The organism is Thermodesulfovibrio sp. 1176 (assembly GCF_029946585.1).
Taxonomy (GTDB): domain Bacteria; phylum Nitrospirota; class Thermodesulfovibrionia; order Thermodesulfovibrionales; family Thermodesulfovibrionaceae; genus Thermodesulfovibrio.
Window position 1 is genome coordinate 1 of sequence record NZ_JARZRZ010000024.1, and the last position, 270, is coordinate 270.

Annotated in this window: 1 pseudogene; it reads left to right on the forward strand. The window is 36.3% G+C overall.

Going from position 1 to position 270, the window contains the following annotated elements:
* Positions 1-270, forward strand: a pseudogene (locus tag QI155_RS11000) (hypothetical protein); the annotation flags it as partial.

Here is a 270-nt window from a genome sequence, read left to right on the forward strand (position 1 = left end):
TTGAAAGTATAGGGATAAATCATCTATACAGGGCATTAGATGTACTGGCAGAAAGCAAGGAAGAATTAGAGGAGTACTTGTTTAACAGGAGATACAACCTTTTTAACAATCAAGTAGATGTAGTATTCTATGATGTAACGACTATATACTTTGAGAGTCAAAATGAAGATATACTGAGGAAGTATGGATTTAGCAAAGATGGAAAAATGCGAAGCATTTTCCTGAGGCGAAGCCGAAAGTCTCAAATTGGCAGTGTTCAGATAGTGCTTG